At 72.2% G+C, this 4,259-nt stretch carries 3 protein-coding genes; all 3 read left to right on the plus strand.

What is annotated here, in order from left to right; translation table 11 throughout:
• The first annotated feature begins 123 nt into the window (after positions 1–123).
• Positions 124–1,173, plus strand: coding sequence for a zinc-binding alcohol dehydrogenase (locus KBX53_RS24350; RefSeq protein ID WP_210861853.1), 1,050 nt, complete (start codon positions 124–126; stop codon positions 1,171–1,173).
• A 4-nt stretch (positions 1,174–1,177) separates the two neighbouring features.
• Positions 1,178–2,743 (plus strand): amidohydrolase, encoded by a 1,566-nt coding sequence (locus KBX53_RS24355; protein ID WP_210861849.1) that lies wholly within the window; start codon positions 1,178–1,180, stop codon positions 2,741–2,743.
• A gap of 22 nt (positions 2,744–2,765) precedes the next feature.
• The coding region (locus KBX53_RS24360) for a lysine 5,6-aminomutase subunit alpha (protein WP_210861851.1) at positions 2,766–4,259 on the plus strand (1,494 nt) is incomplete at its 3' end.

The following is a 4,259-nucleotide window of genomic DNA, read 5'->3' on the forward strand; positions in this document are numbered from 1 at the left end:
AAGCCCGAAGGCTACTGGAAAATATTCGGTACAGAAACTAGTCTGCCGTAAGTTTTCCCGTTACGCGAGCCTTGACCGGGGCTTCGGGCGGCTGGACAGGGGGAGGTCGGCGTGACGTCACCGGTGGGACTGCACCGCGTCGTGCAACCGGCGGGGGTGCTGCCGCAGGCGGCTTGGCGGCTGGACACGTCGGCGGTGATCGCGCCGAACGAGGTACGGATCCGGGTGCAGCGGCTCAACCTGGACGCGGCGAGCTTCCGGCAGTTGTCGGAGAAGCACGGCGGTGACGGTGACGCGGTCCGCGCCGAGGTACTGGAGATCCTGTCGCCCCGGGGGAAGATGCAGAACCCGGTGACCGGGTCGGGTGGGATGTTGATCGGCACTGTCGAGGAGGCCGGTCGGCGCTCCCCGTTGGGGCTCAGGGCGGGCCAGCGGGTCGCCACCCTGGTGTCGTTGACGTTGACGCCGTTGGTGATCACCGACGGGTTGGCCCGTTGGGACGGGCGCAGCGAGCAGGTGCCGTGCGACGGGTGGGCGATCCTGTTCGCGCGGTCCATCGCCGCGGTGCTGCCCGAGGACGAGGACCCGCAGTTGTCCCTGGCCGTGCTGGACGTGTGCGGGGCGCCCGCGCTGACCGCCCGGGTGGTGTCGCGCTACGTCGAGCACCGGCGGCGCGCCGGTGACCCGTCGCCGGTGCGGGTCGCGGTGATCGGTGGAGCGGGCAAGAGCGGGTCGCTGTCGCTGGCTGCGGCACGGCGCGCGGGCGCCGCCCGTACCGTCGGGGTGGTGCCGGTGGCGGCGGAGCGCGACGCGCTGACGGCCGCCGGTCTGGCGTCGGTGGTGGCGTTGGCAGACGCCCGCGACCCGGTGGGGTTGTCCACGGCGGTGACCACCGCGCTGGGTGCCCCGGCGGACGTGACGGTGGTCTGCGTGGACGTGCCGGGGTGTGAGCACGGGGCGGTGTTGGCCACCGCGGACGGCGGCACGGTGATTTTCTTCTCGATGGCGACGAGCTTCTCCGCTGCGGCGTTGGGTGCGGAGGGGTTGGCGGCGGACGTGACGATGTTGGTCGGCAACGGGTACGTGCCGGGGCACGCGGAGCTGGCGTTGGGGTTGTTGCGGGCCGAGCCGGGGGTGCGTCAGCTGTTCGCGGCGCGGGTCGCGGCAGACTGAGGTCATGACGAACCCCTCGACGTTGTATCGCGGCGGCGTGCTGCACTGCCCCGCCGACCCGAGTGCGACCGCGCTGCTGGTGTCCGGTGGGCGGATCGCCTGGTTGGGCACCGATGGTGACGCGCCGTCGGCCGACCGGGTGGTGGACCTGGGTGGGGCGCTGGTGACGCCGGCGTTCGTGGACGCGCACGTGCACGCCACCGACACCGGGTTGGCGTTGTCCGGGCTGGAGTTGTCGCGGGTGCGCTCGGCCGGGCAGCTGCTCGACGCGGTGGCCGGGTTCGCGGCGGGTCTGCCGGCGGACGCGGTGGTGCTGGGGCACGGCTGGGACGAGTCGGGTTGGTCGGATCCGACGTTGCCGGACGCGGCGGCGTTGGACCGGGCGGCCGGTGGCCGGCGGGTGTACCTGTCGCAGGCGTCGATCCATTCGGCGTTGGTGTCCTCGGCGATGCGGGCGGCGTGTCCGCAGGCGGCGACCGAGGCCGGGTACGACGCGTCGGGGTGGTTGCGGCGCGACGCGCACCATGTGGTGCGGGCGGCCGCGCAGGGGTCGGTGAGTCGGGCGCAGCGGGTCGCGGCGCAGCGGGTGGCGTTGGCGCACGCGGCGTCGTTGGGCATCGCGGCGGTGCACGAGTGCGGTGGTCCGGAGATCTCCGACGAGGAGGACTTCACCGGTCTGCTGGGCATCTCCGGGGCGGGGTTGCCGGAGGTGTACGGGTACTGGGGTGAGCTGGGTGGCGCGGCGCGGGCCCGGGAGTTGGGTGCGGTGGGCGCCGGTGGGGACCTGTTCGCCGACGGGGCGTTGGGGTCGCGGACGGCGCACGTGTCGCAGCCGTACGGCGACGGTGACGGGTGCGGGCACGGGTACCTGACGGCCGAGCAGGTCCGCGATCACCTGCTGGACTGTGCGGCGCACGGCCTGCAGGGCGGGTTCCACGCCATCGGTGACGCGGCGATCGGCACGGTCCTGGACGGGTTCGCGGCGGCGGCGCGGACGGTGGGGGTGGAGCGGTTGCGGGCGGCCCGGCACCGCATCGAGCACGCGGAGATCATGAACAAGCGGTTGATCGCGCGGTTCGTGGAGTACGGGGTGGTGGCGAGCATGCAGCCGGCGTTCGACCGGTTGTGGGGTGGCGCGGGTCGGATGTACGAGGCGCGGTTGGGGTTGGACCGGTCGTTGGAGTCGAACCCGATGGGTGCGATGCACTCGGTGGGGGTGGCGTTGGCGTTCGGGTCGGATTCGCCGGTGACGCCGCTGGACCCGTGGGGGTCGGTGCGGGCGGCGGCGGCGCACCACAACCCGGCGCAGCGGATGGGGGTGCGCTCGGCGTTCGCGGCGCACACCCGGGGTGGGTGGCGGGCGGTGCACCTGGACGTCGAGGGGGTTCTGGCGTTGGGTGCGCCGGCGACGTTCGCGGTGTGGTCGACACCGGCGGGGGTGCAGCGGGGTCTGCCGGTGTTGCTGGCCGAGGACCCGGAGCAGTGGGGTCCGGACGACCCGACGCCGCTGCCGGTGTGTCGGCGTCTGGTGCTGCGCGGTGAGGTCATCTACGAGGAAGGGTCGTCGTGAGCGAGCAGATGAGCGGTGTGGCGTGACCGGCAAGCTTGATCTTGATCCGGTGTTGGTGGCGCGGGCGCGGGAGTTGGCGCGTCGGGCCGGGCAGCCGGTGGTGGACCTGGCTCGCAGCCACACCACCGTGTCGGTGGAGCGGGCGGTGCTGCGGTTGGCCGGCGTGAGCGGCGCCGACCCGGACGGCATTCCGTGGGTGAACCGGCTCGTCGACGCGGTCGCCGCGGACGTCGGGTTGGGTCACGGGGTGGCGGTGCCGGTGTTCGACGCCCTGGCCCGTGAGGGCGGCACCGATGTGACGTTGCTGGCGCAGAAGGCCGCGGCCGGGTCGGTGCGGTTCACCCAGCCGACCGGGCGGGCCGCGACGGCGGCCCGGTCGGCGGCGCGCAGGGCGGTCGGGGCGGGCATCCGGCGCATCGACCGGCGGCGCGCCGAACGGGACCGGCTCATCAAGCGGCACGGGGACCCGAAGCAGCGGCCGTGGATCTACCTGATCGTGGCGACCGGGGACATCTACGAGGACATTCCGCAGGCGCAGGCGGCGGCGCGGGCCGGCGCGGACGTGATCGCGGTGATCCGTTCGACGGGGCAGTCGCTGCTGGACTACGTGCCCGAGGGCGCGACCCGGGAGGGTTTCGCCGGCACGTACGCCACGCAGGAGAACTTCCGGTTGATGCGCGCGGCGTTGGACGAGTCGTCGAAGGAGTTGGGCCGCTACGTGCGGTTGACCAACTACGCGTCGGGGTTGTGCATGCCGGAGATGGCGACCCTGGCCGGGTTGGAACGCCTCGACATGATGTTGAACGATTCGATGTACGGGATCCTGTTCCGCGACATCAACCCGGTGCGTACGTTCGTCGACCAGCGGTTCTCCCGGCAGGTCCACGCCCGCGCCGGGATCATCATCAACACCGGTGAGGACAACTACCTGACCACCGCCGACGCCGTCGACGAGGCGCACACGGTGACGGTGTCGCAGCTGCTCAACGAGTTCTTCGCGCACGAGGCGGGGTTGGCGGACTGGCAGTTGGGTCTGGGCCACGCGTTCGAGATCAACCCGGAGGTGCCGGAGTCGTTCCGGCTGGAGTTGGCGCACGCCCTGCTGGCCCGGGAGTTGTTCCCGGACGCGCCGCTGAAGTGGATGCCGCCGACGAAACACATGACCGGTGACGTGTTCCGGGGCAACCTGCTCGACGGGTTCTTCAACCTGGCCGGTGCGCTGACCGGTCAGGGGATCCTGCTGGTGGGGATGATGACCGAGGCGGTGGTGACACCGTGGTTGTCGGATCGGGACATCGCCCTGCAGAACGTGCGCTACGTGCTGGGCGCGGCCGGTGGGCTGCACGAGGACTTCGTGCCGGCGCCGGGCGGGTTCATCCGCCGCCGCGCCAACCAGGTCCTCGGTGAGGCGCTGGACCTGTTGGAACGCATCGGGGAGCAGACGTTGCTGACGGCGATCGCCGAGGGCACCTTCGGGATCAAGAAGCGGCCCGCGGACCGGGGCAAGGGCCTCGAC

The sequence above is a fragment of the Micromonospora sp. M51 genome (genome assembly GCF_018070305.1).
GTDB lineage: Bacteria > Actinomycetota > Actinomycetes > Mycobacteriales > Micromonosporaceae > Micromonospora > Micromonospora parva.